Raw genomic sequence first — 25,157 nt, 5'->3', positions numbered from 1 at the left:
AGCCATGCGGCTCGATCTCAGATTATTTTCTGTTGTTTACTGCTGCATCGCCCAGACGATGGCGTGGCCGTCATCCTCGAACTCAACCCCGCTGGCGGCCCTCAGCCCAACCATCCCTTCGCAGGTGTGGTTATCTGTCAGGAACTCGTATGCTGCTCCAAAGTAGCAGGGCTTGTTCTGTCCATTGTAGTAGTATCCGACAAGGAGAACCTTGTCTCCAAAATTCAGTGTCTTGCCGTCCATGCCGGAGAACCTCATCTCCAAATCCTCGGTTGTGGCGGGGTTCGGCAGCCGGTACTTTTTCATCGCTTCGTTGATTGTCATGGTTTTTATCCTCCGTTTTCTTTGTTTTCCCTTTCGGTGTGTACATATTCGCTCTAAAACCACATATTATCAAGTCAATTCTGAGCATAATCTGCACAAAGATCGGAGGGACAAACTGTGTACATTACCCCTGCATATGACGGTGAATCGTCTCGATAATCTGCTCCTGTTCGGACGGCTCCACGCCGATGGACTGGAGCGCCTGCCTGGTGCCGCAGTCCGGGCAGATGAGCGTTTCGTTGTCTATCCGTGAAAGCGCCGGAACGCCATGGTAGGTCCTGCCGCAAAGCGGGCAGACTGCCATTCTTGTAATGTTATCCTTCATAACCGCATACCTCCCTGCATTTATCATAGGCATCAATCAGAATGCTCTTATCGAAGTAAAAGGTGTCATACCCTTCCAGGCAAGTCCGTATATAGAAATTGCTCGGAACCCCAATCGGCCGATCCTCATGCATGATGTAGGCAAAGGCCGTCACCGTCCTGCACTTTCCTGTACGGATTCCTTTGTACTGAAGCCGGATGTCTCTTTTGTAGTAAAAGTTAGGAAATCCCTCATAGCGGTCGAGGGCGGCTTCATTAGTCGCCGTTACTTCCCAGATCACTACTGGAACTGTACCGCCTTCGCACTCCTCAATGGTCAGGTAAGAGCCGGTCTTGCTTCCTTTAAAAAGCAGTTCCCAGCCTTTCAGGTTTGCCGTGCCGAGGATTGTAGCATGAGGACAGCGCATCTGCATCTGTCTGACATTGAGGTTGCTGCCGTAGGCGATGTAGTATCTTTTTTCTTTCATGGTATCCATCCTTTCCGAAGGGGTTACCCTTCTACCACCTTAAGACCGCCGAAGCGGTCAGGGGAAAGGTGGCAGGAGGCTAACTCCTGCGGGTCCTTCAAGCGGCGGCTCTGCCGTGTCGGAAGGCTGTGTCCCCGGTAAGGTTGCGGGTCAGGAAATCTCTGGCCGTTGCAAATTCTTCGCCGATGAAGCCCAGGCGGAGGAGCCAGGTTCTCATCGCATATTTGGGATTCTCATTTTGCTGGGGCTTGGGGCTTGCCGTCCGCACATCCTTTGCCATCTGACTCAAGGCAAGGCAAAGCTGGATGTAACTCTTAAGCTGTCCTGCATGGATGCCGCCCCTGCGCTCTGCGGTCGGCTCATCGAACTGGAAGAGCCGGAACTCGACCGTACCCTTGGTAAAGGTAGCATGGAGGTTGAGCATATGGTAGCGGCTGTCATTGTAATGGTGGCTCCTGCCGTAGCTTGCATCGTTGCTGGTGTACCAGATATCCGCAAGCTGTGACATCGTGCGGGGCTTCCTGCGGTTGACCTGTTCCAAAAACCGTGGGTCTACCGTGCGGCAGTAGCGTCTCATGCGGCCCCGGTCAAGTTTCAACGCGTCAGCAATCAGGCTTTCATGGCTCGCCATGATGTTGGCAAGGTTCCGAAGGCTCTGCGGCGTGTGGCCCTGCGCCCCAATGTGGATGTGGACCCCACAGCCCCGGCTGGCGTCGCTTTTCGCTCCGGCGTGTCTGAGCTGCCTGCAAAGCTCCTGCAAGATTGCGATATCCCCGTAGGTCAGGATCGGGGTGACCAGCTCGCATTCCTGGTCTTCCGGCCCCGCGATGGAAACGTCCTTCTGGAATTTCCACTCGCGCCCCTGGCTGTCCCATGCACTCCAGGTGCTGTACCCGTTGCGTCTGGCAGTGTTCTCATATCTGCCTGTACCAAAGTAGGCGGCGGCAACTTTTGCTGCCTTCTGTCGAGTAATGTTGTTCATCTCAACCTCTACCCCTATGGTCTGCTCTTTCATCCTTGCGATCTGCATTGCTGTTTTCTCGTTCATTCTGAAATCCTCCGTTTTCTGCCTCGCGGCTGTGTATTTTCCCTTTCGGTGTACACATATTCGCTCTAAAAGAGGATAATAGCAAGTCAATTCCGCACTATATATTACACAATGATTCCGGGCAGAATTTGTGTGTTTTACAGCTTATTTTTGTTTTCCAGACCGGCTGTCGTAAGCTGCACGCCCAGCCGGAACCCATCCTTGAAGCCCTCCAGAATCTGCTGGCTTTCCAATTCCGAACGGTTATCCATAAGCCTTTCGAGGATCTTTTTCCCATCCTCATCCAGCAACTGTGTCAAGCGTTCCACATCCTGGTAAACCTGTTCACTGCACTGTTCCATTTCAGGTGTCTTATCATTCCGATTTTCCCATGGTACAATCCTGCCAAAATAAATCTGCTCTAAAATATCCTGTTCCATTGATCATTCCTCCTCATCCGTACAGAGTGTGTTTCCCAATCTCAATTCCGTATATATTTTCATATAACGGCTCTGTTCACTGCCCTCGGAATTCATCATCGCATGAAAGAAAAACTGCTCTGCTTCCGCACGGCTGTACCATTCTTCCGTCCTGCCATAGCAGACTGTCTTGACCACAGGGATTTTCCAGACAAGATCCTCTCCGTAAACCACGTTCAAGCCACTGCCATTATCCCAGTGCATAAGGAGGGAACCAGTGTCATCCACACCTTTGACAGTGCCTTTTGTACCGACCGGCGGAGCCTGCACATCATCCATCCGCACCAGTTCCACACGGGTGCCGGCGGGATATTCCCGGCGGATGCTTTCCACAATCTCTCTACTCGGAAACTTCATGGTTCACACCCCCGTTCTTGAAAGCCGAGGAACCGGTCAGATTCTTCAGCAGGATCTTGCGCTCCGTCTTATATTCGCTGCCGATGAACCCCAGGCGCAGCAAAAAACAGCGGAAGGCGTATTTCTCGTTATCCACTGGTTTCTCAGTCGCCGTCACCCGCTTGGCATTCCTGCTCATCTCGCAGAGTGCGGAAATGAAGTGAGTGTAAGCTTTGACAGCATCGGGATCAGGCAGCTCCTCAAACCAGGGGAACAGTACCCGATCTTCCAGCATTTCCATGGGAAGTTCGCTGATCCCCAAGGCTTTCCGTATCAGTTTGCCCTTGGCTTCCAGCAGCTTGGTAAGATTGCCCAATGATACCTTATCGAGCGGGATTTCCACCGTAAGCCCCACGTTTTTCTCCTGTTGCCCGGTTTCGCTTGCCTCGGATAATTCCTCTGCCCTTGCGACAAGCCAAGCCTGTGCCACTTCTGCGGGTGCTGCAACGATCCCCCGGTCTGCAAGCTGCTCCAGCAGGTTTTCCACCTCCTCGCTGTCTGCCCGGTCATCAAATTCCAGTGTACCGTCTTTCGTTACCGTGTAGTAGTCAATTTCGTAAGCGGCGCTTGGCATCCCTTTATACTTCGGCCTGACCTCCAGGATTTCTCCAATGGCGGTTACCAGCGCCTTCCTTTCCGCGCCTGTTCTGTGAAATTCAATTCGCATTCTCTGTACCTCCTTATTTTTCGGTACTACATTCATCACTCTAATCAGCGGAAATAGCAAGCGAATCCGGCACAAAATATGTCACAACAAAAATTCCGGGAATTGTGAGTAGTACACAATGCCGGAAATCAGGCAATCGCCGAAGCCGTCAAAGAGACTGCCAAGAGTCAAAGACTGTGGTTCTGGTGTATATCTTCCGGCTCCGTCCGGCTCTCTACTATGGATATATAGAGGATTCAAGGGGTCTCCACCTCCTTCACAAGAGCGGAGTATGGGATCTGCTCCCCATTTCTTTCCACAAAAATATCCTCCGGCGGGATGCCGTTCTGCACGGCCCTGCGGAGGATGACCGATGCGTACTTCTCATCCAGTTCCATCATGCAGCACACCCGGTTCATCTGCTCACAGGCCATCATGGTAGAGCCGCTTCCGCCGAAGGTGTCGATCACCACGGCATTCTCCTGGGTGGAGTTGCCGATGGGATAACCCAGCAGATCCAGCGGCTTGGAAGTTGGGTGGTTGGCATTGCGCTTCGGTTTGTCATAGTTCCAGATGGTGGTCTGCTTTCGATCGGAGTACCAGGGATGCTTGCCGTTCTGCAAGAACCCGTACAGCACAGGTTCATGCTGCCACTGGTAGTCTGAGCGTCCCAGCACCAGGGAGTTCTTTACCCAGATACACACACCGGCCAGATGGAACCCGGCGTCAATAAACGCTTTCCGAAAGTTCAGCCCCTCGGTGTCCGCATGGAACACATAGGCCGCACCGCCTTTTTCCAGATGCGCCGCCATGCACTTGAATGCGGAGAGGAGGAAGTTGTAAAATTCCTCGTCTTTCATGGAATCGTTCTGGATGGTCAGGCCGCTGGAACTTTTGAAGGAGACGCCATAAGGCGGGTCCGTCACGATAAGGTTGGCTTTTCTGCCATTCATGAGCAGAGTAACATCCTCGGCGGAGGTAGCATCCCCGCACACAAGTCGATGCCGGCCAACCGTCCAGACATCGCCCCGCTCCACAAAGGAGGCTTTCTCCAGCGCAGCAGTCAGGTCAAAATCGTCATTCTTCGCTTCGCTGCCGGAATCATCCGTAAACAGGTCAGCCAGTTCCTTCTCATCAAAGCCGGTAAGCAGAGGATCAAAATCCATGCCCTGCAAGGACTCAATCTCCACCCGCAGAAGTTCCTCATCCCATCCGGCATCCATCGCCATGCGGTTGTCCGCAATGATATAGGCTTTCTTCTGAACCTCGGTAAGATGGTCGGCAAACACACAGGGAACCTCCGTGATGCCTTCTTCCTTTGCCGCCAGGATTCTTCCGTGGCCGGCGATCACATTAAAATCCCGGTCAATGATGACGGGATTGATAAAGCCAAACTCCCGCAGAGACGAGCGGAGCTTCATGATTTGCTCCGGGGAGTGGGTGCGGGCATTGTTCACATAGGGTACCAGCTTGGTAAGCTGCACAAGCTGCATCTCGGTCGTTGTCTTAGTCATAATTTCACCCCTTCCTTGCCCGGAGCAATCGCTCCATCAAATCATCCTGGGGAGATATCTCCCCATAATCCGTACTGCAGTTTTCCTTTACGATCTGGAAGATCTCATTCCAGAGCCGCACCGCCTGGTTCATGTAGTTGATGCCGATGTTGATGAACGGAGATGGAATCGGTTTCTGGGTAGTCGGGTGCTTGGAGAGGAAACCCATACGGTTGGTCATCTCCTCGCACTGAATCCAACGGGCGCTGCACATGGCGTACCGCTCCAAAAGCTGGGGCGACACCTTCGCCGCGCAGCCCACATTCTTTAACCACTCCCAGGTTTCTGTGTATATCTCCTCCGCCTGGAGCGTGCTCCCATCACGCTGCTCGGCGGATAAAAACTCATGGGGCTTTGGCATATCGACACCCTCGACTTCGGGAATATCCAGCACTTCCAGTCTGCGACCGCCCGGATTGCCGTTCTCGGCTTTTTCTTTCACTGCAGACTTTTTCCTTCCCGCACCAGGTCTCGCGCCGCCACGCCCACCTGTGTTATTGGATTTTGTCGGCATTTTCTCACCCCTTTCCTCGAAAAATAAAGTAGCCGCAGCCGGCCTCCTTTAATTACCCTTTTGATTTCGCCTTTTTCGCACGCGAGACCCCACGCCCGTTGCCCGGCCGATTCGCTGTAGAGATTTTGACCGCCCCTCCGGGTCAGCGGTTGTGCCAGCGGTCGCCCCGCCCGGCATGAATCCTGGCATGGCACTCTTTGCAGAGAGAAATCAAGTTGCTCTCATCATGTGTGCCGCCCTCGGATAATGGCACCTTGTGATGGACCTCCTCCACTGGACGCAGCACGCCATTCTCTTTGCACTGCTCACACAGTGGGTGCTGGGATGCGTAGCGGTCACGGATGCGTTTCCATGCCCTGCCGTACCTACGGCGTACAGCCGGGTCCCGGTCGTACTTCTCGTAGCGTCTGGCTTCGGCCTTCTCATGTTCCTCACAGAACCTGCCCTCCGTAAGCCTTGGACAGCCTGGAAAGGAACAGGGCCGCTTTGGTTTCCTTGGCATCTGCCTCACCTCCTTCTGGCATAAAGAAAGCCCCCGCAGGAGAAGCTCCCACGAAGGCCGTCCGTCTTTATGCGGTTTTTGATGCTACTATCATACCACGCCGGAGTGCAAACATTTTACACAATATTACTCACTTACCCTTTTCCAAACAGCAGGGTGGTCAAATGGTGCAGCGCCCGGTTCTTTTTGTTGTAGGCGGAGCTTTGCTCGATGCGGAAGTGGTCTGCGATCTGGTAGATCACACTGCTTCCGTACTCGTTGGTATCCCCGTAGAAGGTGTCCAGCACATACCGCTCATCCTCAGAAAGTTCCTCCCAGGCGGGCAAAAACCACGCCATGTATTCCGCCGCTTGTCGGTAACGCTCCTTTAACACATCGATCTCCTCAATGCCTTTTATCATCCGCTCCTCACCGGCCTGTGGATCGTGGCTTCTTGGCATCCCGTCAAACTGCGGGCTTTTAACGCCGCCCATTTTCTCATAGGCCGTTTTGATCTCGTCATCCGTGTGTTCGATGATGAACCTCATGCTGCTGAAATCCTTCAGCGCGTCCACGGCCGCCGACCGTTTATCCAGGTACTTCCAGATAATGCTCATATCCGATTCCTCCAATCAAAGAAATGTTCATGCCCTCGGATTGTCTTTGATTGGCTCTTGTTGTCATAGATTTTCTCATAATTTCAAGTCTGCTTTCACGGCATCGATCAATGCGGTCTGTGTGGTGTCCTTCGCATCCAGGGCTTTTAGAATCTGCTCGTCAATGGTGCCCTTTGTGACGATGTGCTGCACCACCACGGTTTCGGATGTCTGCCCCTGCCGCCACAGACGGGCGTTGGTCTGCTGGTACAGTTCCAGTGACCAGGTCAGCCCGAACCACACGATGGCAGAACCGCCGCTTTGCAGGTTCAGCCCGTGTCCCGCTGATGCCGGGTGGATCAGCGCCACGGGAAGCTCCCCGGCGTTCCACCTTCGGATGCTTTCAGAAGAGTCCATCCGGGAAAAGGGGATTTTCAGCTTGTGGAGCCTCTCTGTAATGCGTTCCAGATCATACTGGAACCAGTACGCCACCAGAAGGGGCTTGCCGCCCATGCTCTCGATAATGTCCTCCAAAGCATCCAGCTTCCGGTCATGGATGGAGATGGTCTCCCCGGAATCCGTATACACCGCCCCATTTGCCATCTGGCTCAGCTTCCCGGAGAGGGCGGCGGCATTGGCGGCTGTGACATCCCCGTCCGGGAGCTGCAGCACCAGGTCTTTTTTCAGTTCCTCGTACCGTTCCCGTTCCGCTTCAGACAGATACGCCTCATAGCGGGTGGATACCAGCTCCGGCATCTGCAGGTAATCCGTGGACTTCATGGAAATGGTGATGTCGGAGATCAGTTTGCAAATCTGCTGTTCCGCTCCCGGAAGGGGCTTATAGGAAAAGATCACCTGGCCGTTCCGCTTATCCGGCTGAAAGAACCGGGTACGGTACTGCCCGATGAACCGGCCAAGCCGCTCTCCCTTATCCAGCAGCCGGAATTCCGCCCACAGATCCATCAGGCCGTTGCTGCTTGGCGTCCCGGTCAGCCCCACGATCCGCTCCACCCTCGGCCGTACCTTCATCAAGGCACGGAACCTTTTTGCCTGGTGGTTCTTAAAAGACGACAGCTCATCGACCACTACCATGTCAAAATCAAAGGGAATACCGCTTTCCTCGATGAGCCACTGGACGTTCTCCCGGTTGATGATGTAAATATCCGCCTGCCGCTTTAATGCCGCCAGACGCTCCGCCTCTGTCCCCACTGCCACGGAATACCGAAGACCGTTTAGATGCTCCCACTTTTCCAGTTCCGCAGGCCAGGTGTCCCTTGCCACCCGTAGGGGTGCGATGACCAGCACCCGCCGGATCAGGAAGCGGTCAAACAGGAGGCTGCTTAGTGCCGTCAGCGTGATGCTCGTCTTGCCAAGGCCCATGTCCAAAAGAACCGCCGCAATAGGGTGTGTCTCGATATACTCCGTGGCGTACCGCTGGTACTCATGTGGCTCGTATCTCATCGATGATCCCTCCAATCTGTCCCTCATCATCCAACACATACACTAAAAACCCCAACCGCCGCAGCATCCGGTGCCTTGCCTCCTGTAAGGGGCGTGGCCTCTTTCCCGGAGCCTTGACCTCCACAAATGCCATCCTTCCGCCAGGGAGAAGTGCCAACCTGTCAGGCATCCCATCCAATCCGGGCGATGTAAACTTTACTGCCATGCCCCCGGACTCCCACACCGCTTTTCTGAATTTCTGCTCTATGGTTTTTTCTCTCATGCCATTTACCTCCAAACCCTTGTGTTTCCTGCATTCCAGACCTTTGGGTGCAGGTCGGTGCAAGTCATACCTAAAACTCTCCTATTAGTGATTTTTTGCTGAAAAAACTGCCCTAAAGGGGGTTTATACCAAGACCTGCACCGACCTGCACCTTTTCAGAAAACAAAGGCTCTCAGACCGTGAATTCCTCCTCTTTGAGCTGCAGTCCGTAGACAATGATCCCCGCCTTGGATTTCTTTTTGGAAAAGCCCGCCGACTCCAGCGCATTATAAAAATCCGCCGTGCTTCTGGTGTACTCGCCCGTGCGCATACAGTAGCTGCGGTACTCCTGGTACAAAACGCCCGATTTTTCCGTGCAGGTCTTATCCGTTTCACAGCACTCGCTTAAGAAATGCCCCAGCCAGTCATTGTCCTCCCGGTAGGATTTGATGGCATCCTCCACGCAGGCCGGACAGGGGATATGGAAATTGTGCCCGATCGCCTTTTTCGCACCTTCGATGATCCAGGCAATGATCGCCGGGGCAGCCTCCGACACGAGAAAATCGGCATAGTTCTTCACATCGCCGCTGCCCTCGATCCTGGCATTGAAGGGGATCACGATCAAACGCCGCCACGTCCCCGGATCATTGGCTCCCACCCTTGGCAGGTGGTTGGTATAAAGCACCAGGGTATGGCTGGGCGTAAAGGAAAACGGGTCTTTGTATTTCTTCTCCGCAAATATCTCATCCGTGGAACACATCTGCTTGACCACGGAGGTGTTCAGGCGCATCCCTTCCTCCAGCTCGGCAGCGATGATGAGCCGCTTGCCCTTGGCCTCGGCAAGCTCCGGCTTCACGTTCCGCTTGCAGCCCACAGTCAGGGTGTCAGCGGACATATTGCCGCTGTAGGTGCCAAGCACACGGGCTATGGCATTCCAGAAAGTAGACTTTCCGTTCCGTCCTTCCCCATAGGCAATGATCAGCGATTCCAGGTAAACCCTGCCCACCGCCGCCATGCCCACGATCTGCTGCACATAGGAAATCAGCGCCGGGTCTTCGCAGAAGATAGTAGCAAGTGCATCCTGCCACAGGTCTTTTCCCTTATCGCCGGGGCCAGCCATAGTAATCTTCGTGATGTAGTCCTCCGGGCTGTGGTCACGCCGGCCTTCCAAGCCTTCTGGCAGGTAGTATGTGCCTTCCGGGGTATTTAGCAGAAAGCCGTCCCGGTCAAGGTCGGATACACTGATCTCCAGCATGGGCTTTGCCGCCTGCAGAGCCGACACCACATATTTCATGTCCCGCCGCTTCATGACAAAGTTCCGGTATGCCAGGGCAGACACATAGGTAAGGTAGCTCTCCATCTGCCCCGACTCGATTTTCTTCTCCAGCGCCTTGCCGCCGGAAGTGATGGCATCCTCTGAAACACCTGCGTCCAAAAGCGCCTCCCTGGTGCGCTGGACTTCGTCCTTGGCGTCCTCAAGCTGAAGGTCTAAAAATTCCTCCGCCGCGCCCACCGCCTGCTGCTTGGACTCAATCCAATACTCCCCGCCGAAGCGGATATAGTCTGTGGCTGCTGTATACCGCAGCTCCACGCCGTACTCCCGCGCCAGCACCTTCGCCTGCCCAATGTCCGAGTAATCCGCAGGCTTTAAGGATTCCCGGCAGAATTCATCGTTGTAGTCCTCCGGGGCCACATACCCCTCCTGGCTTTGCACCTTCTGGGCAAACCGACAGGCACTCTGCCAGATGGCGGCAAGCTCCTCATCTGGGAGGGGCGGGCTGCACTTTTCTGCTTCCTCCAGGAAAATGCGGTGTGCTTTGTCGGTATCGCCGTAGCGTTTGATGACGCGCCCTGCGAAATGAGACATGGTGGAGTTTCTCTGCCCCTGGGGTATCCCTTTCTCCTGGGGTTTTATGATACAGTCAATGGTGATCTCGCCTTCATGCCACAGAATTTCCTCCACAGGGTTTCCGAAAATGAACCGGGCAGAGTCCAGGGCGTTGGCGTCAAAGAAGGGGAATCTCTGCTGGATGGCCCGCTTCAAAGCAGCACACTGCGCCCCGTCTGTCACCGGATCATGGGGAAAATACACATGGAACCTCGGTCTTGCCGCTTTCCCGTCCTTCGGTTTCCCATGATTGCGGCTTGGCACCACGGCAAACGCCACATCCTGCCCGATCAGCTCCGGCAGGTCTTCCGGGGAAACCCACTCTGCCGAGTCTTCCGAGTGGTCGTTGTCACAGTCCATCACCTCCACATCGGAGGAAAGGAAATGATCGCCGCTCCTGCGAAATCCCTGAAACTCTGCGCACACATGGTCAAAGGCCATGACCTCCAGGCAGTCGTCCTCATTATCCACCACCCGCTTATTGGGATACAGGCTGTTCTTTGCGTTGCCCCGGCAGTTCGCCGTATAAAAAGTCATCTTCATCGTCCCCTGACCTCCTCCAGTTCTTCCGTAAAATAGCGGATCGGTATCCGTTTCTTTTCCGCCTTTTCAATCTCCGCCGCCATGCCTTTGGAGATGTGTTTTCCAAACACCCACACCTGCTCGCATTTCGTAAGCAGCACCAGCCCCATGAACAGGGCGAGGCTGCGTTCCGCAGGATTCTCATCGTCCATAAACTGCGGGTACAAAAGATGCGGGGCAAGGGGGATACAGGCGCTTCTCACCGCAAAGCGGCTGTAGGTCCTTGCCATGTTCACATTGGTTTCCACCTCCCCGGCATAGGGGGAGCATATATAGACAAGCGGTCGGTAGGTTCTCCTCGCCGCCTTTTCTTCCTGTTCGATTTTTGTGAGCGCCTCATAGGTCGTCGGATCATGATAGCCCTCACTGTTGTATTTGCTGATTCCCAATCGCTGCACCTCCTCTAATCCTTTTGATAAAATTCACACTCATAGCCGTCTGCCCTAAGCATCAGCCCCTTGGCCCAAGGCGGTGTCCTGCCCATCTGTTCACACACTGCCGCAAGTGACATCCGACAATCCGCCTCGATGATGATCTCGTCATGCACATGGGCAACAATGGCACAGTGCTTTAAGGTCTGCATGGCATGGCAGAGGATGTCGCGGGCCGTGGCCTGCACGATATTCTCCACGAATTTCGGCCCATAGCTTTCCAGCCGTTCCCACTTCTTTGTGCCGCCCACACCCATGTAGGTGACGGACTCCCCGCCGAAGACATTCTCCCCGATCCGAGGTTTCACATAGGCAAGCCGCCTGCCGGAAGGGAGCGTGATAAAGAGTATGGCGCTCTGGTAGTCAAAGCGCAGACCGTGGGTCTCTGTGGGCAGCCGCTTTTTGATGCACTCCTTCACGGCACGGTCCACTGCCCACCAGAATTCCGTGATCATGGGATTGGAACCCCGCCAGGCATCCACCAGTGGCTGCAGTTCTTCCTCCAAAAGTCCCATTTCCAAAGCACCCATGGATTTGAGCGCACCCATCGAACCGCCATATCCCAAGGCCAGCTCTGCGATCTTGCCTTTCTGCCGCAGGTGCCCGTTGACGCCGTGCTTCTCCACGGGGACATGGAACATCTGGCTTGCAGAGGCGCAGTAAATATCACCGCCGTCTGCAAAGACCTTAAGCCGCCACCGTTCCCCGGCAAACCAGGCGATCACCCGCGCCTCGATGGCGGAGAAATCCGCCACGATGAATTTCCTGCCCTCCTGCGGAACAAAGGCCGTGCGGATAAGCTGTGACAGGGTGTCCGGGATGTCCGCATAGAGCAGGGAAAGGGCTTCCTCGTTTCCGCATCGCACCAACTCCCGTGCCTGGGCCAGATCCGGCATATGGTTCTGAGGCAGATTTTGCAACTGGATGATCCGCCCGGAGAAACGGCCGGTACGGTTCGCCCCGTAAAACTGGAACATCCCATGAGCCCGGCTGTCCTCGCAGACCGCGTTCTCCATGGCGGTGTATTTCTTCACGCTGCTTCTGGCAAGCTGCTGCCGCAGGGACAGCACCTCCCGCAAAGGCTCCGGTGCAGTTTTCAGAAGCTCCGCCACCGTCTTTTTACCCAAGGAATCTGTTTCGATCCCGTTTTCCAAAAGCCACTGGCGCATCTGCTGCACGGAGTTTGGGTTCTCAAGACCGGTCAATTCCTGCATGGCAGCGGTCAGCCGTTCCCGTGACCGGTCATCTATGGCAATGGCCTGGCGCACAAACTCCATATCCACGCCGATGCCCCTGTCGTTGATCTCCTGGTCCTGCCGGTATTCCTCCCACACAAAATCCGGCACTGGAAATCTGGAGAGCCGCTTCTGTACCTGCATCTCCGCCTCCACGTCCCGGAGGTTATATGCCTTGAACCGCTCCCATTTCTCCGGGTCTGCCTCCGACAGGTTCCTCGTCCTGCCACCGTTGGCTTTCGTTGCCTTGCAGGGAACACAGAAGTAGCGGATCAGGTCTCTCCCTTCGGAGAGCTTCTGCTTTTCCAGCCCCAGCGCCATGCCTGCACTTTCCAACGAAAGGGGCAGCCCCAGCGTGGCCGACCACACCATGGTGCAATGCCAGCCCTCCGGCTCCAGCCATTCCCCCAGATAATGGGATAAACACACCCGTTCAAACATGGCGTTGAACGCCCACTTGGTCACAGTCTCATCGGCCAGTGCCGCAAGAACATCCTCTGGGATTTTCTCCCCGCAGGCAAGGTCCACCACCTGGACCGCGCCCCCGTCCACCGCATAGCCGAACAGCAAGACCTCAAAGGCAGGGGAGGCGGCATATTTATACACGCCGCATTTGCTTAAGTCCCGGTCGGAAAAGGTCTCAATATCGATCGACAAAGTTTTCATTCTGCCACCATCTCCTTTCACTGCGGAAAGGGCAGCGGGGATGCGCCTCATAGAAGCACATCCCGCCACCCGTCACCGGCCGTCATTAAGCGAGGAAATCCTCTTCCTCATCTGCGAAATCATCCTCCGCACGGCTCTTGCCGCCAAGCGGTTCCCCGTCACGGAGTTTCTGCAGGTTGTTGAGGCCGCAGGCGATTCCCTTATTGCCGTTGCTGTTAAAGGCATAGAAGTTGATGCTGGCTCTGCCGTACACACCACTGTAGACCTCGCTGCGGTCCAAGATCGGCTGGCGGTCTGCATCCACGATGCCGGGAGCCGTGGCGCTGTTGGCGTTGACGAAGTAAGCATCCGCATAGGCTTCATCATCCGGACGTTCCGTATCCCCATCACGCAGCGGTGTTTTCAGTACGGACAGCGCAGGGACGCTCCTGCCGTTGCCTTTCAGTTTCGCTTCGCCCTCCCGGTAGGCCGCTTCAATCGCCGCCCTGATCTTTTCAATGGTTCTGGTATCCGACTTGGGGATGATCAGCGACACGGAAAACTTCGGCGTGCCGCCATTGATGGATTTCGGTTCCCACACGTTGGCATAGCTCCAGCGGGTGTCGGGACCGGTAATGACCTTCATGGGATTGTTGACTGTATTTGACATATTGGTTTCCTCCTAAATTTCCTTAAAATCATTCTGTGCGGTGTGGATGGCCGGACGCTTATCCGACTCCGGCACCAACGTTGGCTTGCCCTGGGGCTTCTCAATGAGGCCGCCCAACAGTTCGTCAAATTTCTTTTTGCCCAGGAGCTTCTGCATCTCGGTAAGACCCAGCACCTTTTTCGCATAGGGGTCGAAGCCTGCCTGGGTCACCGCAGACGCTACCGCCTCGTCATTCACATACCTCCTGTTGGATCGGCCCTCCACCACCTTGTAGCCGGGATACTCTGTTCCGCTAAGGGCCTGCCGAAGTGCGTATTCTTTCACATCCGCCGCCCATGCCGCCAGCTCATCCGCTTTGTCCAGGATCACGGCGATCTCCGCATCCTCCAAGGTGTCCGGCAGGGCAAAATCGTACTTTGCCAGCTCCAGGTTGTACTCCGCCCGTTTCCTGCAGGCAGCCTTCGCCTTGCAGAACCGGCACCATTCGCCGCAGGTAAACTCCCCGCCGCCCTCATAGGCCAGCTTCGCTTTTGCCATCAGGTCATTATGCGCCCACTGCAAAAGGTCGTCCTTTGCCATCACGCACACGCTGACGTTTTCCCGGCGCGGCTGGAAAATGGTCATGCGGACGGTGTCGATGTCATAGATACCGTCAAACAACTCCAAGGCGCCCAGAGCATACAGCATCATCTGCGGGTTTTCCACCGCCGACACTTCCACACCCTTGCCGTGCTTATAGTCCACGATGTCCAAAGTCCCGTCTGCGATAATGACGCAGTCCCCGGTGCCGAAGCCCTCCGCCACAAAGCGGGAAAAGTCCAGCCGCTGCTCGATCAGCACCACCGGGTCTTTGCAGGTTTTCTTTGCCTCCTCTAAAAGCTCCGTCACATAGGCGGCATAGGCGCAGGCACAGTCCTCCATTTCCTCGCTGTAGAAGGAAAGCCCCTCCGTGGGGTCTGCGGTCTCCATGCCAAGCAGGGCTTTCAGCTTGTGTTCGCAGAGCGTGTGGGCATCCGTGCCTTCCTGGGCATACTCGCTACCCTTATCCTCATAGCCCTCGCAAAGCCTTGCTGAAGGCGGGCAGTTCAGCCACCGATGGCTGGAGGACGCAGATAATAGTGCGTGTTTTCCCATCACAGCACCTCCGCATCGGCAAGCAGCGCCACATAATGTTCCGGGTCGATGTCCGACAGTTTATCCGCACCATGCTTCAAAAGCAGCGCCTTGATCTCTGTCGTATGACCGGCACGGGATTTCTCCGCCAGCACTGCCCGTACCTGCTCTAAGGTCAGCGTTGGTTTTGTAGGTTTGGAAGGCTCCGGTTCTGCTTTTGCACCAGGCTTTGCCGCCTTTTTCCCGGCGTCTTTCTTCGTCGGCTCCGGCTTCTGCGGTTCCTCTGTGGCTGCCGGTTCCGGTTCATGCGCCAGCATGGCATCCGCGACCGCCTGCAGGCTGTCCGCCAGAGAACGGATGTCCTGAATCACATCCAATAGCAATTTGACCTTACTCATGTACCAGCCCTCCTTCCGAGACCTCCCTGATCGAGAGTTCTTCCACCGTGCTGCCCGGAACGATGACCGTCAGCTTCACCTTGTCCCCAAGGAGAAAGCGCATGAGCCGCTCCCTCACGGAGACATTGCGCACACTGACCGCGCCGCCGTTCACGGGCTTCTTTGAAACACTGATCTGCAATGTGTGTTTCATCTCATCACCTCCGATTTCCGAAGGACCATATTTTTGCCGTCCTTCACTATACGGAGATTGGCATGGCTCTTTGAGGGGGGATGTCCTCAAAAAAACTTCAGAAACTTTTTCCTCGCCCCGTCGATGGATTCCCGGACGGTCTTGATGTCCTTACCCTCCCTGCGGGCGATCTCCCGGATGGACAGCCCCTGGGCCAGCATGAGAAGCCGCCGTTTCTGTACCTCCGAGAGCTTTTCAAAAGTCTCTGCGATGTGCTGGTTTTCAAGCTGCAAGAAGAGAGCCGTTTCCGGTGTGCTGCCGTCTGCATATTCCGCCCCTTCAAACTCTGCCGCGTCCAGGGAATAGCAGTGGTACCGCTCCTTGCGGTCCAGGTTGCTTTCCTCCCTCCTGGAATCCAGGATCACAGTCCCGATCTCCTCGCTGACTTCCACGTCCGAGGTTTCTCCATTTGCAAATGTGTAATTGATTTTCATTTTGCCGTTCTCCTTTCGGAGCCCGGCAGGCGGCACCTATGCCGCTAAAACGAAAAAAAGAGCCTGGCAAGCAGCACAAAAGTGCCGCTTGCCAGGCTCGGTGTCATCTCCGCCACTTGAGCGGTATCATGGTGGTTCGACCGGTTTTTCAGAATGAAATCTCCCCACCGCGCATCAGGCTCAAACAAACGCCGCCACCGTTTTCCCGGTTTTGCTGTCCGTTTCCAACCCTGCATACATTCCTTACAAGGCCTGCCGTATTACCGCAGCTCTCCGGTAAGTCCCAGGCATAGCCTGAAACATTCGGTGTAGTCTATTTTGTTTTCATTACCCCGACCTTTGCGCCGCAGTGCCCGCATTTGATCACGAAATCAGGATACCGGCCCTTGGCTGGGGTAAAAAACTGTACCTTGGTATCTGCTCCTGCATCCATGAGCCTGCTGCCGCATTCCGGGCAGCGGACAGGACGCATATTTCTCTTTATCTCATCGTAACGTTCCTCCTTTTTCCTGCGCATCTTCACATACGCTCCTTTCTGATCCCGCCGATGTCCGGCGTGGGGAGTGCATGGACCTGCTATGCGATTGTGCGCCTTACATCACAAGCTCCGACAGCCAGGAGGTCGTCGGCCTTGCCAGCAGGCGGGCGTTTAAGTACGCCATCTCCAAAGTGAGACAGGTGTTGCCGAGGTAATACCCGTCCATGATGGTAAGGGTCATAGCAAGGTCCGGTTTCTCCATATCGGTCAGACAGATCGGCAGGAGATACTGCACCCGTCCCTGATAGCCCTGGGGCACCACGATGCCCGGTTCTACGATTGCCCTCCGGCGCGCAAGTTCCACCGCTGTTTCCAACAGAAGCGGCAGGTTCTTTGCGCCCCGAAGCTCCACAGGCAGACGGGAAAGGTTCTCCTCATCGCCCAGGATGTGGTCTATGTTCACCCGGATTGGCCACTCCGGATTGTAGTTGACGCCGTACTGCGTCATATAGTAGCTGGGCTTTTTCGGCAGCGGGCTTATGTATTTCAGCCACGGCGATATCTCATCCGAAAAGCCCCGGAAATACCAATCCAGCATACTGGCCTGCCGCTTGTTGCGGTCAAAGCAGCCGTAGATCGCTTTGTAGCGTTTCGTATACAGACCGGTGTGGAAACAAGCGTATTCGTTCTCCACATGGAAATACTCCGCCGCTTTCACTGGATTTCGTTCCTCGTTAAAATCAATGGCTTGCTTTTTGAAAATGCTGTGGACATACCGTTCCAAGATCGGTGTGTCCCGGTTCTTGGTGTAGTAGATCGGTTCCCGGAACCTCCACGGTTCTGGGATTGCCATCTCCGCCAGTTCCTCAAGCTGCACATACCAGCCGGGAACATAGGCGAAGGAAAACAGGTCTGGTATCAGCTTCATATCAGTTCCCTCCATTTGGTCTGGATCACTTCCAGAAGGTGCATCTGTATCTGCACTTTCTTGTCCTCATCGATCTCCCTGTGTATCTTCCCATCCGGGCCGATCACCTCGTAGGACACCAGGGAGTTATGGAAAGGCTCGTAGATCCGCAGGATTTCCTCCAGTGCGTCCTTCTCTCCGTGAACCGCTCTTTTGATTAGGTCATAGTTTAATCCATCTGTATAAGCGTTACCGCCCATAGAAATTTCTGATTGCTTTGAATGCACGCTGCCGTAAGTTGTACACCGTGCGTGTCGTTACCTCCAGTCTTTTTGCGATTTCCTCATCGGTGTGTTCCTGCCAGAAGTCCAGTAGCAGGACCGTCCGCTGTTTCTCCGGTAAGGATTTGAGTGCCTCATATAAAGTTTCGCTCTCCACCACACAGGATTGCCCGTCCGCATAAAGCACAAAAGAATCGGACGAGTAGGTGTCCCTGTGGCCTAACAGTTCCAGAATATAGTCTACCGGCTCATCGGAAAAGCGTCTGCTCCGGCATTTCTCCGCCCGCAGCAAATCTCTGAAATAATTGCGCGATACTGTTTTCGTGAAAGAGTCAAACATCGCGCAGATTCTTTCCTCGTAGGAAGGCGATACCATAACTCGTCCCTCCTTTGTTCAGATTTGAGCGTGGCTGCTTTTTACCTCCTCGCTATACCAGAACGTTTCCCGCCGCCCCGAACCGGAAAGAATTTTGAAAAAATCTTAAAAATATTTTCTTTCCTTTTCCTGACATCTTTCGACAGGGCAAAATAAAAAGGCCAATCCACACAAGGCAGATTGACCCATCAATGCAAGGCTTTCTACGCCCTGTGGCTTTTTTGATTATTTACTTCATACTGTTTCAGTCTGTTTTCTCCGCTTATGAACATACCGCTTAAAAAGTATAGAAACATAATGCCCGACAAACACAAACAATGCCATCACCGCGATATAATCCAATAAGAAAAATATAAGGGGCTCCTCAAAATCGAAAAATACAAAGTGATGTTTCAGAACCATATAATTCCCAATATCCCTTTTGATAAATGCGAAAACACCATATCCTGCCAGAAGAAGCGCTGCCAACCGTAATCCCCATACTGTTCTTTTCTGCTGCTTTTGGAAATGTTTCTTTACAATTCCAATCATCATTCCCCAGTGAAAACCAAGATGTACACTCATCAAAATGTAACCGCCATACGCACATACCATGTGTACATTTCTGGCCAAGAAGCTGCCTTCATGGATTGGCAGAAAGGAAAATACAGTCTGAGACAAAAGGATACCGCTTATCATGGAACCTATCATCGTAAACAGCACACCGATGACGAATGTTGTTTGCAAAACACGGAATACCGTATAATGACCTTTGAATATGTTTTGTATCCATTTTCGGTTCAGTATATGGTGGAGTATAAAAAGCAGAAACATCGCTACTCCAAGCCATTCGTGTGTTGCCTGTCCAATCAGCTCATAAGTCATCAAAAATATCAAGGCAACGGTCATACATAAGTCAACCGCTATTTTCATCATCATTTTCGGTTTCATTTTGGCTGCTCCCTTCATTCCTTCTTATGCGAGATGATCCACTTCAAAGTCGTTTCATCTTCAAATACAACATTCCCGCCGCCGTGATAATTGTAAATATCCCGGCTGTGAAAGTACGCATTATCTGGAATCTCCATCTGCAGCACTTCATCAATCTGATCCGCCGACCAGCCTGCCGTCTCATAAGCCTCCCGCAAACCATTATAGGCCTCCCTTGCTTTCCCGGAGCCATAGTATTCGTCATTCTCAGCCATAAAGATATACACCGCCACACCATTTTCTGCAATCGGCTCATAGGCTCCGTCCCACTGCGAGGCTCCATGCAAATACGCTGCATACAGATCCGGCCGCATGGCTACCGCCTGAGACATGGTTTCGCCACCTGCAGAATATCCGGCAGCATACACACGGCTTTTATCAATCGAAAAATTCTGGATAAAATACTCCGTCAGTTCTACGGCCTGCCTTGCGGATGTTTCATGCCAGTCTGTGAGCTGCGCAGAAACGACAATCATATCCTCCGGTAACTCTGTCCACACTCGGAAACCACTCCACTCCAAGTTGCTCCCAGCAGAGTCCTCTCCAAACCACATCCTGTCATATCCAGGCATTGTCATCATCAGCGGATAGGTTTTATTTTCGTCGTAGTTCTCTGGCAAATAATAACTGTAGTGAATGTCACCCTCATTTCCGCTTAAAATTTGTTCTGCAATCACCCCCGTCTCCATGTTGGTAGCCTCCGGCTGCTGCGTGACAGTTTCTGGTGTTGTTTTAGAATCATTTTGCTGCGTCTGTAATACCTCCTGACTATCCTCGTCGCTGGGATTTCCACAAGCAGTCATGCAAATGGCGCTTATGATGAGCAGCCCCAAAACAAACGCTATTTTCTGTTTTTTTATCTGCTTCATTTTTGAAACCTCCAAATCCTCTCCCAATGTTTGAGTTACTGTAACTTTATTATAAGGAAAGCGAGACCTCCGCAGAAGTCTCGCTTTGTTCGTCAGTTTTTACTTTTGGGTTATAACTTATGGTGCATTATTTTTGCGTTTCAACCGGAGGCACCATCTCCACATATTTTTTCAGCAGTTCCGGCGTGCTGGTGTAATATCTCTTATCCTGATTCATTGCTTCAATGTCTGCCATTTCTTCATCCGACAGCGAAAAGTCGAATAGGGCAAAGTTGTCCCGAATGTGAGCAGGGTCTTTAGAACCGGGGATCACCACATTTCCTGCCTGAATGTGCCAGCGAAGAATAATCTGCGCATTGCTCTTGCCATATTTTTCAGCCAGCTTTGTAAAAGTGAATTCTTCCAGCAGAGCCTTATCGCCGTGTCCCAACGGATACCACGCCTGGATCACGATTCCTTCTTTCTGCAAGAAGTCTTTCAACTCCCGCTCCTGGAAATACGGATGCACCTCCGTCTGTAAAATGGTCGGTTTCACTTCACATATAGAGAGAATTTCCTTGATCTGCTCCTCGGAAAAATTAGATAAACCAATCGCCTTTACCTTGCCGTTCTTATAAGCCTTTTCCATCAACCGATACCCTGCAATATAATTCCCTGCTGGCTGATGGATCAGAAGCAGATCGATGTAATCGGTATCCAGACGTTCCAATGTTTTTTCCACCGCATCTTCCTGCTCATAAAAAGATGGCCATATCTTTGTTTCCAGAAAAATCTCTTCTCTTTTCAGACCGGACTTTTTCATGGCACGGCCTACAGCCTTCTCGTTCATATAGGCATTGGCTGTATCGATCAGCCGATAGCCGCAAGCCAGCGCACTCACGCAAGACTCTTCTGCCTCGTCCGGGGTAAGTAAAAAAGTTCCAATGCCCGCCACCGGCATCTTGACTCCATTATTTAAAGTAATATATTCCATTTTCGCATCCTCCTGTTATTTCAGTTTATTTCCATCCTTGAAAGCATTCCCGACTTTATCGCCAAGCACCAGATAATCATTGTGTACCGCATCATAGGCAATCGCTTTCAGTTTTGTTGCATCGATCAGACCATCCTCACCAAGCACACACTCGTCTGCGCTGACATTGACGATTTCTCCGATGATATTGCCGTCTTCATTGAATTTCACCAGTTTGCATTCCAATGCCATCGGCAACTCACAGATGATTGGAGCATCCACAAACGCACTTTTTTCTGTGGTAAATCCTGCCTTTTCCAGCTTATCGGAAATCTTATTGCCGGAGACCAGCCCCACATAATCGCAGGCTGCCATGTGAGGCGCATCTGCAAAGCTGATGGTAAATGCCCCTTTCAGCTTAATATTTTGGGTCGTTTTATGACCTGCGCTTAAGGAAAGCACCACATGGTTATAGTCGTAAATGCCACCCCACGCCGCATTCATCAGATTGGCCTTTCTATTTTCATCATAGGTGCCGATCATCAATACCGGCATGGGATACATCCACGTTTTCTGTCCAAAATTTTTTCTCATCACAAATCATCCTTTCATTTTTTAATGCCCGCCGAACACCAGCAGTTCCATGGTATTCAGCTTTTCATCAATCGCAGCAATCTCATCCTGACTCAAACAGATATTTGCCGCTTCAAAGTTCTCTTTCAGGCGTTCTGGTTTTCGACTTCCGGGAATCGGCACGATAAAAGGCTTTTTACACAGCATCCACGCCAGAGATATTTGTCCCGGCGACGCGTTCTTCTCTGCCGCCAGATCACGCAGCATCTGAAGCAGCTCCCAGCTCTTTTCAAAACCTTCCGGAGTATACTGAGGCATATTACTACGGAAATCTGCACCTTTTTCAAAGCTGGATTTTTCGTTGTACTGCCCGCTTAAAAAGCCGTTTGCCAGAGGTGAAAATGCCACATAAGTAATCCCAAGTTCTTCCACTACAGGGAACAGATTCTCATACCATCTGGCCATCATAGAGTAACGGTTCTGAATCGCCGTCACAGGGCAAACTGCATGAGCGCGACGCAAATACGCTTCATCTGTCTCTGAAATACCCCACGCCCTGATTTTTCCTTCCTTCATCAAATCAGCCATGGTTCCCGCCACTTCCTCCGGCTCTACCTTAGGATCGATCCGGTGCTGATAATATAAGTCAATGTAGTCTGTATCCAAGCGTTTCAGGCTGCCCTCCAGTGCTTTGCGAATGCTCTGCGGCCTGCTGTCCATAATCAAATGGTCTTTACCATGAGTAACTCCGCACTTACTCGCTAAAATAACTTTATTGCGCACCGGCTTTAAAACAGCGCCCACAACCTCCTCATTATAAGCCACCGAGCCATCGGGATTGATTCCGGTATAACACTCGGCTGTATCAAAAAAGTTATAGCCGATTTCCAGCGCAGACTCCAGCACTTTCATGCCTTCCGCTTTTGTCAGCGGCGTACCGCTGGCATGGGTAATACCCATACAGCCCAGCCCTACCGGAGATACCTTCATACTTTTTCCTAAATCTCTCTTCTGCATTTTATTTCCCTCCAGTTATGAAATGTGATTGTGGAAGTTGGTAAAGATAGCAGGCTCTTTTTCCGGCAGCCCCAGCTTTTCTTTTCCCATCTGGATGCTTTTCATCAGAAAGGCCATGTTCCGGCCCAAAGTACGCATAGTCTGTAAGCCTTCTTTATCTTCCAGCACTTCCTCCGGACTGCCGCCATATACCATGTTCCAATACTGGCTGCTTACAATCGGCATTCCGTTCATAGTGAAATACTTGTTCAGCATATCAAAGGTGGCCGTATTTCCTCCCCGGCGACAGGAGACTACTGCCGCTCCCACCTTCATGGTTTTGTCCGTATTCAGAGTGCTGAAGAACAGCCGATCCAGGAAAGATACCACGCCGCCGGCAGGAGAGGCAAAGTACACCGGAGAGCCAATGACGAAAGCGTCTGCCTCTGCCAATTTCGGAGCCACTTCATTCACAATATCATCAAACACACATTTTCCGCTGCCTGTAGAATGACACTTACGGCAGGCAATACAGCCACGCACATCTTTGTTTCCAACATGGATGATTTCCGTCTCAATACCTTCCGCTTCCAGAGTCTTTGCCAGTTCAGTCAGGGCGGTATAAGTGCAGCCTTTTGCTCTTGGGCTGCCGTTCACAAGTAATGCTTTCATAAGGGATTCCTCCAATTTCTAAGATTCTTCTTGTTCTGTTTCTTCCATTTTATCACATGGTTCTCAAAACAGAAGTCTCCGGTTGTTCATCAGTTCCAACCCAAAGGTTTGCACTCGTAATAAAAGCAGCACAGCTTATTACGGGCTGTACTGCTTTTCGTTACCGGCGCGTATATCGAAGCCAGAGCGTATCTCCATCCAGAGTTTTTGCTTCCTTTAATTTGAAAACTGCCGGAGATCGGGCCGGAAGGAAATCTGCTTTTTCAAAAATAGATACTGCCCGTATACTTCCATCTGCCACCGGAGCCATAACAATGCTCACTTCATCTACCAAATCCTCCTGCACGAATGACCAGTTCATCAATCCACCACCGGCAATCATCAGCCGTTCAATAGAAAAGAGACGGTGAAGTTTTTCCAGAAGAATCCGACAGTCAAGAGTATCCTTGCCAGCAAAAATATAGGAAATTTCCTTTTTACGAAGATACGCAAGGTAATCTATATGTACTGCTTCGGTCAACACCTCCACGATATGGGCTTTGGCACGCCCCTTTTTTTCAATAGAATTACAAGGGAAAGCTAGAGATCCCTTTGGATCGACTGAAATCACATAGCTTTCTGCATCTGATACAGCTATAAAATCTTCCTTCGGATAATCCGAGTTACTCACTTCCACTTGTCCGACATACCCTTTTGAATAACTGCCTGCCATAGTTGTGGTTCCATAAAGAGTTGCCTGGCAACGAAATACTCCTCTTAAATTTCCATACGCAGTTAGTGCCGGAGCGCACTCCGGTGCGCTCATATAGGCTCCGTCAATCTTCCCATCCAATGAGGTCAGCATATGACATATAACATACGGTCTATTCATGACACATCACCTCCATTCCAGAAGAACCGTAATCCATTATAGGTATATTCATCCGAGGCGAATCCATCATGGGCATATCCTTCCCGTTCCAAGAAGGATAGATTTCCATCTGCCTCATTGTTTGCGAAACGGAAAATACCGCTGTCGCCTTCTGCCAGCGCGTAAATCCCGTTCTTAAATCCCGAATAGGCGAAATCGTCTGTCCCGGAAGCAGAAAAGATAAAGAAATCGTCCCACTCATACCCCGAATCCATCACAGCATTTTCGTATGTTTCCACGCTTGCGGCAGGGCCGCCACTCATGGGCATGAAGTAACGGAAATAGTCAAGACCATACCGGAAAGTACACCAGGTATTTACAGAACCCATAGAGAAACCACCAAATCCACGGTGATCACGGGAAGCAATCAAACCATCCGATGAGGTATCTTCTGCATAAGTGCTGTATTTGCTCTCCACCGCAGGAACGAGGTCATTCAGCAGTTCGTTATGAAATTGATCGGTTAATTGCAGCGCAAGGCTGTAATTCCCGCTGTCCTCACCGCTGGTATTGTTGTAAGTAGGCAGGACAATGATGAGCGGCTGTATTTTGCCGTCCTCGATGGCATGATCGATTACATATTTGAAGGAATGGGGGGCCTCATCGGTTCCCATAAGGCTTGTTTCATTTGACCAGCCACCGTGGCTCAAATAAAACACATTATACTTTTGTTCCTCAGAATAGCCGTAGGGGAGATATACCCAGGCTTCTTTTGTCAGTTCCTGTGCATGATCCTCATAGGAGAAGGACTCCCACGTCTGATATATAAGCTTTTCCAAAGTTCCCGGATGCTCTGACGGACTTCTGTATCCATCCGGAATGTATTCCAGTTCATCTGGAATGGTTCCGCTTAAATTGTTTCTCTGCTCGTCATCCACCGTATCAGCTTCTGTCTGTGTGTTCTCTGTCACTGTTTGCTCCTGCTCTATATTTTCTGTTTGTGACGGCGGCTGCTCCATGCTGTTTCCGCAGGCGGTCATGCCAAGGAGCAGTAGAGCAGCCATCACAATAAATACTGTTTTTCTCATAGGCACCCG

At 52.4% G+C, this 25,157-nt stretch carries 32 protein-coding genes and 1 pseudogene; all 33 read right to left on the bottom strand.

What is annotated here, in order from left to right; all coding sequences use genetic code 11:
- Positions 1-36: 36 nt before the first annotated feature.
- On the bottom strand, positions 37-324 hold the full coding sequence (locus tag ACGHCT_RS06885; RefSeq protein ID WP_390439081.1) for a hypothetical protein: 288 nt from the start codon (positions 322-324) through the stop codon (positions 37-39).
- A gap of 124 nt (positions 325-448) precedes the next feature.
- On the bottom strand, positions 449-649 hold the full coding sequence (locus ACGHCT_RS06880; protein WP_390439079.1) for a hypothetical protein: 201 nt from the start codon (positions 647-649) through the stop codon (positions 449-451).
- The gene (locus ACGHCT_RS06875; RefSeq protein ID WP_390439077.1) at positions 639-1,115 is read right to left on the bottom strand and encodes a gamma-glutamylcyclotransferase family protein; all 477 of its coding nucleotides are present in this window, start codon (positions 1,113-1,115) and stop codon (positions 639-641) included. Before ACGHCT_RS06875 ends, ACGHCT_RS06880 begins: the two co-directional genes overlap by 11 nt.
- A gap of 97 nt (positions 1,116-1,212) precedes the next feature.
- Positions 1,213-2,163 carry an amidoligase family protein gene (locus tag ACGHCT_RS06870; protein ID WP_390440139.1) on the bottom strand — a complete coding sequence of 317 codons (951 nt, stop codon included), beginning with the start codon at positions 2,161-2,163 and terminating at the stop codon, positions 1,213-1,215.
- 137 nt (positions 2,164-2,300) lie between these two features.
- Positions 2,301-2,582: a DUF6809 family protein gene (locus ACGHCT_RS06865; RefSeq protein WP_390439075.1), complete on the bottom strand. Its 282-nt coding sequence runs from the start codon at positions 2,580-2,582 to the stop codon at positions 2,301-2,303.
- A 180-nt stretch (positions 2,583-2,762) separates the two neighbouring features.
- A pseudogene (locus ACGHCT_RS06860) lies at positions 2,763-2,978 on the bottom strand (DUF4314 domain-containing protein); the annotation flags it as partial.
- Complete coding sequence (locus tag ACGHCT_RS06855) at positions 2,962-3,684, bottom strand: virulence protein (RefSeq protein WP_390439073.1); 723 nt, start codon at positions 3,682-3,684, stop codon at positions 2,962-2,964. The pseudogene ACGHCT_RS06860 and the gene ACGHCT_RS06855, both read right to left, overlap by 17 nt.
- A 236-nt stretch (positions 3,685-3,920) precedes the next feature.
- Entirely contained in the window at positions 3,921-5,177 is a 1,257-nt protein-coding gene (locus ACGHCT_RS06850; protein ID WP_390439071.1) for a site-specific DNA-methyltransferase, read from the bottom strand.
- A 4-nt stretch (positions 5,178-5,181) separates the two neighbouring features.
- Positions 5,182-5,730, bottom strand: a complete 549-nt coding sequence (locus ACGHCT_RS06845) for a terminase (RefSeq protein WP_390439069.1) — start codon at positions 5,728-5,730, stop codon at positions 5,182-5,184.
- A gap of 142 nt (positions 5,731-5,872) precedes the next feature.
- Entirely contained in the window at positions 5,873-6,232 is a 360-nt protein-coding gene (locus tag ACGHCT_RS06840) for an HNH endonuclease (RefSeq protein ID WP_390439067.1), read from the bottom strand.
- A gap of 134 nt (positions 6,233-6,366) precedes the next feature.
- Positions 6,367-6,828 (bottom strand): hypothetical protein, encoded by a 462-nt coding sequence (locus ACGHCT_RS06835; RefSeq protein ID WP_390439065.1) that lies wholly within the window; start codon positions 6,826-6,828, stop codon positions 6,367-6,369.
- A gap of 75 nt (positions 6,829-6,903) precedes the next feature.
- Positions 6,904-8,268: an SNF2-related protein gene (locus tag ACGHCT_RS06830; protein WP_390439063.1), complete on the bottom strand. Its 1,365-nt coding sequence runs from the start codon at positions 8,266-8,268 to the stop codon at positions 6,904-6,906.
- On the bottom strand, positions 8,249-8,530 hold the full coding sequence (locus tag ACGHCT_RS06825) for a VRR-NUC domain-containing protein (protein ID WP_390439061.1): 282 nt from the start codon (positions 8,528-8,530) through the stop codon (positions 8,249-8,251). The genes ACGHCT_RS06830 and ACGHCT_RS06825 overlap by 20 nt, the downstream gene beginning before the upstream one ends.
- Before the next feature lie 172 nt (positions 8,531-8,702).
- Entirely contained in the window at positions 8,703-10,940 is a 2,238-nt protein-coding gene (locus tag ACGHCT_RS06820; protein WP_390439059.1) for a phage/plasmid primase, P4 family, read from the bottom strand.
- Complete coding sequence (locus tag ACGHCT_RS06815) at positions 10,937-11,368, bottom strand: DUF4406 domain-containing protein (protein ID WP_390439057.1); 432 nt, start codon at positions 11,366-11,368, stop codon at positions 10,937-10,939. Before ACGHCT_RS06815 ends, ACGHCT_RS06820 begins: the two co-directional genes overlap by 4 nt.
- Positions 11,369-11,382: 14 nt before the next feature.
- Positions 11,383-13,311, bottom strand: coding sequence for a DNA polymerase (locus tag ACGHCT_RS06810; protein WP_390439055.1), 1,929 nt, complete (start codon positions 13,309-13,311; stop codon positions 11,383-11,385).
- 85 nt (positions 13,312-13,396) lie between these two features.
- Complete coding sequence (locus ACGHCT_RS06805) at positions 13,397-13,960, bottom strand: DUF2815 family protein (protein ID WP_390439053.1); 564 nt, start codon at positions 13,958-13,960, stop codon at positions 13,397-13,399.
- A gap of 12 nt (positions 13,961-13,972) precedes the next feature.
- Positions 13,973-15,094, bottom strand: a complete 1,122-nt coding sequence (locus tag ACGHCT_RS06800; RefSeq protein WP_390439051.1) for a DUF2800 domain-containing protein — start codon at positions 15,092-15,094, stop codon at positions 13,973-13,975.
- Complete coding sequence (locus tag ACGHCT_RS06795; protein WP_390439049.1) at positions 15,094-15,471, bottom strand: rRNA biogenesis protein rrp5; 378 nt, start codon at positions 15,469-15,471, stop codon at positions 15,094-15,096. Before ACGHCT_RS06795 ends, ACGHCT_RS06800 begins: the two co-directional genes overlap by 1 nt.
- A complete protein-coding gene (locus ACGHCT_RS06790; RefSeq protein ID WP_390439047.1) occupies positions 15,464-15,664 on the bottom strand; it encodes a hypothetical protein in 201 nt (66 codons plus the stop codon). The genes ACGHCT_RS06795 and ACGHCT_RS06790 overlap by 8 nt, the downstream gene beginning before the upstream one ends.
- Before the next feature lie 86 nt (positions 15,665-15,750).
- Complete coding sequence (locus ACGHCT_RS06785; protein ID WP_390439045.1) at positions 15,751-16,137, bottom strand: RNA polymerase sigma factor; 387 nt, start codon at positions 16,135-16,137, stop codon at positions 15,751-15,753.
- 313 nt (positions 16,138-16,450) lie between these two features.
- Entirely contained in the window at positions 16,451-16,654 is a 204-nt protein-coding gene (locus tag ACGHCT_RS06780; protein WP_390439043.1) for a hypothetical protein, read from the bottom strand.
- A 76-nt stretch (positions 16,655-16,730) separates the two neighbouring features.
- A complete protein-coding gene (locus tag ACGHCT_RS06775) occupies positions 16,731-17,543 on the bottom strand; it encodes a DUF3825 domain-containing protein (protein ID WP_390439041.1) in 813 nt (270 codons plus the stop codon).
- Complete coding sequence (locus tag ACGHCT_RS06770) at positions 17,540-17,782, bottom strand: helix-turn-helix domain-containing protein (RefSeq protein WP_390439039.1); 243 nt, start codon at positions 17,780-17,782, stop codon at positions 17,540-17,542. The genes ACGHCT_RS06775 and ACGHCT_RS06770 overlap by 4 nt, the downstream gene beginning before the upstream one ends.
- Positions 17,772-18,179 (bottom strand): RNA polymerase sigma factor, encoded by a 408-nt coding sequence (locus ACGHCT_RS06765; RefSeq protein WP_390439037.1) that lies wholly within the window; start codon positions 18,177-18,179, stop codon positions 17,772-17,774. Before ACGHCT_RS06765 ends, ACGHCT_RS06770 begins: the two co-directional genes overlap by 11 nt.
- 234 nt (positions 18,180-18,413) lie before the next feature.
- The gene (locus ACGHCT_RS06760; RefSeq protein WP_390439035.1) at positions 18,414-19,109 is read right to left on the bottom strand and encodes a DUF4405 domain-containing protein; all 696 of its coding nucleotides are present in this window, start codon (positions 19,107-19,109) and stop codon (positions 18,414-18,416) included.
- A 14-nt stretch (positions 19,110-19,123) separates the two neighbouring features.
- A complete protein-coding gene (locus ACGHCT_RS06755; protein WP_390439033.1) occupies positions 19,124-20,017 on the bottom strand; it encodes a prolyl oligopeptidase family serine peptidase in 894 nt (297 codons plus the stop codon).
- A gap of 127 nt (positions 20,018-20,144) precedes the next feature.
- Complete coding sequence (locus ACGHCT_RS06750; RefSeq protein ID WP_390439031.1) at positions 20,145-20,990, bottom strand: aldo/keto reductase; 846 nt, start codon at positions 20,988-20,990, stop codon at positions 20,145-20,147.
- 15 nt (positions 20,991-21,005) lie between these two features.
- Positions 21,006-21,563 carry a flavin reductase family protein gene (locus ACGHCT_RS06745; protein ID WP_390439029.1) on the bottom strand — a complete coding sequence of 186 codons (558 nt, stop codon included), beginning with the start codon at positions 21,561-21,563 and terminating at the stop codon, positions 21,006-21,008.
- A gap of 21 nt (positions 21,564-21,584) precedes the next feature.
- Entirely contained in the window at positions 21,585-22,559 is a 975-nt protein-coding gene (locus ACGHCT_RS06740; RefSeq protein WP_390439027.1) for an aldo/keto reductase, read from the bottom strand.
- 15 nt (positions 22,560-22,574) lie between these two features.
- The gene (locus ACGHCT_RS06735) at positions 22,575-23,210 is read right to left on the bottom strand and encodes a flavodoxin family protein (RefSeq protein WP_390439025.1); all 636 of its coding nucleotides are present in this window, start codon (positions 23,208-23,210) and stop codon (positions 22,575-22,577) included.
- A 160-nt stretch (positions 23,211-23,370) separates the two neighbouring features.
- Positions 23,371-24,081 carry a dihydrofolate reductase family protein gene (locus ACGHCT_RS06730; protein ID WP_390439023.1) on the bottom strand — a complete coding sequence of 237 codons (711 nt, stop codon included), beginning with the start codon at positions 24,079-24,081 and terminating at the stop codon, positions 23,371-23,373.
- Positions 24,078-25,148 carry an alpha/beta hydrolase-fold protein gene (locus tag ACGHCT_RS06725; protein WP_390439021.1) on the bottom strand — a complete coding sequence of 357 codons (1,071 nt, stop codon included), beginning with the start codon at positions 25,146-25,148 and terminating at the stop codon, positions 24,078-24,080. The genes ACGHCT_RS06730 and ACGHCT_RS06725 overlap by 4 nt, the downstream gene beginning before the upstream one ends.
- Positions 25,149-25,157: the final 9 nt, after the last annotated feature.

Source organism: Lactonifactor longoviformis (assembly GCF_042848515.1).
Classification (GTDB): domain Bacteria; phylum Bacillota; class Clostridia; order Lachnospirales; family Lachnospiraceae; genus Lactonifactor; species Lactonifactor longoviformis.
This window is presented reverse-complemented; position numbering and strand designations above follow the sequence as displayed.